Annotated in this window: 3 protein-coding genes; 1 reads left to right on the forward strand and 2 read right to left on the reverse strand. The window is 32.9% G+C overall.

Annotated features, from left to right (window positions below; genetic code table 11):
• Window positions 1–1,524 (reverse strand): recombinase family protein (locus tag EV143_RS21290; protein WP_133509912.1); only part of this gene is annotated, 1,524 nt, incomplete at its 3' end.
• The gene (locus tag EV143_RS21295; protein ID WP_133509913.1) at window positions 1,521–1,703 is read right to left on the reverse strand and encodes a hypothetical protein; all 183 of its coding nucleotides are present in this window, start codon (window positions 1,701–1,703) and stop codon (window positions 1,521–1,523) included. The genes EV143_RS21295 and EV143_RS21290, both read right to left, overlap by 4 nt.
• Window positions 1,704–1,903: 200 nt before the next feature.
• Here EV143_RS21295 and EV143_RS21300 point away from each other — a divergent pair, with 200 nt between their 5' ends.
• A complete protein-coding gene (locus tag EV143_RS21300; RefSeq protein WP_133509914.1) occupies window positions 1,904–2,620 on the forward strand; it encodes a hypothetical protein in 717 nt (238 codons plus the stop codon).
• Window positions 2,621–2,984 lie beyond the last annotated feature (364 nt).

The following is a 2,984-nucleotide window of genomic DNA, read 5'->3' on the forward strand; positions in this document are numbered from 1 at the left end:
TCCCGCTACTACATGGGACAAAGAAGAAAAAGTCTTCTTTGTCCCTTTTTTATTTGTTGATATTCTACTGTTAATGAGATAGATAACGCTAACAACTTCATTAACTCTTGTGGTTCGAAGCTGATTTTCTGAAATCGTAAATTTTTCGGGATAAATCGAACCAATCAAATCTCGTGATTGTGACCAATCCCCGACATCATAGAATTCATTGAGCTTCAAAAGGTTCCCTACACCTACTTTTAACAAATCATCAATATCATCTTCATCAACATTGATACCTGATAATTTCAATTCCAATCTATTAATTACAGCTCCGTAATCAGACTTCATATCCCTATAATCCGAAGCATCAATCTGCTGGGTCGCTAATAAATCCCTAGCATGTGAAAGCCTTTTTTCATAATCTTTAAGCTGGGCTATTATTTTAAGCTTTTCTTCAGATATTTCTTTGGTCTGCTCTCTATAACACTCTGATAAAACAGTAATATAAAGATTTTTTATCTCAGGTATGGGAACATACTGTTTTAAATCACTTAGAAATATATCATTAGCCGTATCAGAATTTATTCTGTATTTACAGCCTCCACTACAATGATAATAAGGATAATATTTAGTGCGCCCTTTGGAAATACTTGCTGTTAATACCTTTGCACATTCTGGACAGGTAAAAAATCCACGTAGTGGAAACGGCTTAGTAGTAATTGCTTTTGGCAAATATGTTTTTGATCTTCCGTCAAGTATGTCCTGCACTTTATAGAACAAGGTCTGCGATATTAAAGGTTCATGCTGACCTGTTACATAGGTGAGATCTTCATCTTTATATTTTGGAATTACTATCTTACCACAATAAAGAGGATTACGAATAGCTCTCCAAAAATTATTTTTACTTGCTTTAAGACCTTTTTCTTTTGCCATGCAAAGAACCTGTTCTGTATTAAAAATCCCTTTTGAAAGCTCTTCAAAGGCCCATTTCAAAATAGATGCCTCAGGCTGGTCAAATGCAATATACTTAGTCCCGTCTTCTTTAACCTTGTTAACATATCCCGCTGGAGCGTATCCCATATAACGTCCCTCTTTCCTTGCTCTACGCATACCATGAAAAGTATTAAGTGCCCTTCTATCATTCTCTACCTCAGGAGCAGCAAGATAAAAAGCGAGCATCATTTTATTCTCTGGAATAGTCAAATCAAGTGGCTGTTCAATACCTTGCGGCTCTACACCAAGTTTCCTGAGGATATTTATCATTTGATAAGCATCTCCGGCATTACGGCTGAACCTATCCCATTTAGTGAATAAAACAAGATCAATTTTGTTTTTGTGCTTTTTTAAATTTTGCAAAAGCTTATTCCATTTGGGTCTGTTAAAAGTCTTTGCCGAGTGATCTTCATAAATCACGTCTCTTATCTCAATGAAGTTAATTTCACAATATTTACGCAGTACTTCTTCCTGATTTCTTTGAGAATATCCTCTGTCTGCCTGTTCATCTGTACTCACTCTTACATATAAGTCTGCTATCATTTTCATCCTCTTGTTTTTAAATACTTAGTTACTGTAATATTTGCTAATTTACGCAAAAAATCCAAAATATTTCCGGCTTGTTCAAGCGTTACATCCAGTCCCTCAGACCTTAACATTTCCAAGGCTTTCTCCGGTGTGATTTTTCTTGTCTCATTTACCTCTTCATTGACTTCTTTATTTTCCATATTACTTTGCTTAACGTTCATCATCCTTTTCATTTTTCTAATTATCTTGACAACACTAAGATAACGAAATTGTTTTTATAATTTTATATTTTATAAAAACTTTATATGTATATTTATACCGATTTTAAGTATTATAATAATCTATAATCAGCTGCAGTCTAATTTTAAAAGATTAAACTCCAAAATCTCGTAAAAAAAGCATGAACAAACTATCAAAAATAAGCTATAAAACCTACTTCAACGAAAAGCTGAAGCAAGTTCCTTTGGGCAAAATCATGACACATCCCTTGTATGTACAGATAACTTTTGAAAGAAAGACGCTATTTTTTAAGAGTAATTTTTTTGAATTGTTTTCAAAACCAAAGTACATTATAGCTGCTGCGGGACTCGTAGGAAGTCCGTCTCTTGAAAAAATTATTGCCTTAGAAATGGAAATAATTGAATTTATCGAAAACAAGCATTCCGATAATTTTTCTCTAGAAATATTCAAACAAGAATATGCCTTTTACAGTCAGGATCTCTGTGATGTAATGGAAGAGGAATTTCGCAATTATCTTTATACTTTTTTTCAGGACAAAAGTATGTCTGCCTTTGCAGTAGCAATCCGTGAAGGCAGCAAACTGCGTATAAATTATAACATTATCAGAGATATGAGAAAAGCGTTTACCAAAACTTTCTATGATGAACTTATTGAAAATTCATTGTATTATGGACCTCCTTATTATGCATTATATGATTTTATGCAACAGACCAAAAAATGGCCAATGCTTTATCTAAGTGTTATGGAATGGGAAACAGGTAATACTAAAACAGAATTCTTTGAATATGTAAAAAAACACTATCCAAAACATAATGCAGGTGAAATAAAAAATGAAGTAGAAAAGTGGATTAATTATTTGAAAAATAAAACTATTTAAAAGACATTACCCCTTAAATTATACTGCAGATATAATTTTAAAGACAAGGAAATTTCTTCAAAAGAAAAAAAGCAAAGCAAGTTATTGGACACAGCCAGAGAAGTGCGCATAACATTTTTCTTCGTTCCTCCAAAAAATGCCCTTCGGGACTTATAGCACTTCATCTGCCTGACTGTCCAATTTCAGACTGCTTTCTTTTTTTCCTTTTTCTTTTTTTAAGTATTTATTCATTGTAATAACCTACAGCCATCATGAGTAAATTATGACTATCAAACTTTTAAATATTTTATTTAAATTAGAAACCTGCTTTAAAAAAATCTCAAAGATTGCCACGTTCCTGCAGTCGGCAAGATGAACGGTTGTT

The sequence above is a fragment of the Flavobacterium chryseum genome (genome assembly GCF_004362015.1).
Taxonomy (GTDB): domain Bacteria; phylum Bacteroidota; class Bacteroidia; order Flavobacteriales; family Flavobacteriaceae; genus Flavobacterium.

What these genes read in the sequence shown, in the direction of transcription:
- EV143_RS21300 (WP_133509914.1), top strand. Translation starts at nt 1,904, where the DNA reads ATGAACAAACTATCAAAAATAAGCTATAAAACCTACTTCAACGAAAAG.
- EV143_RS21295 (WP_133509913.1), bottom strand. Translation starts at nt 1,703, where the DNA reads ATGGAAAATAAAGAAGTCAATGAAGAGGTAAATGAGACAAGAAAAATC.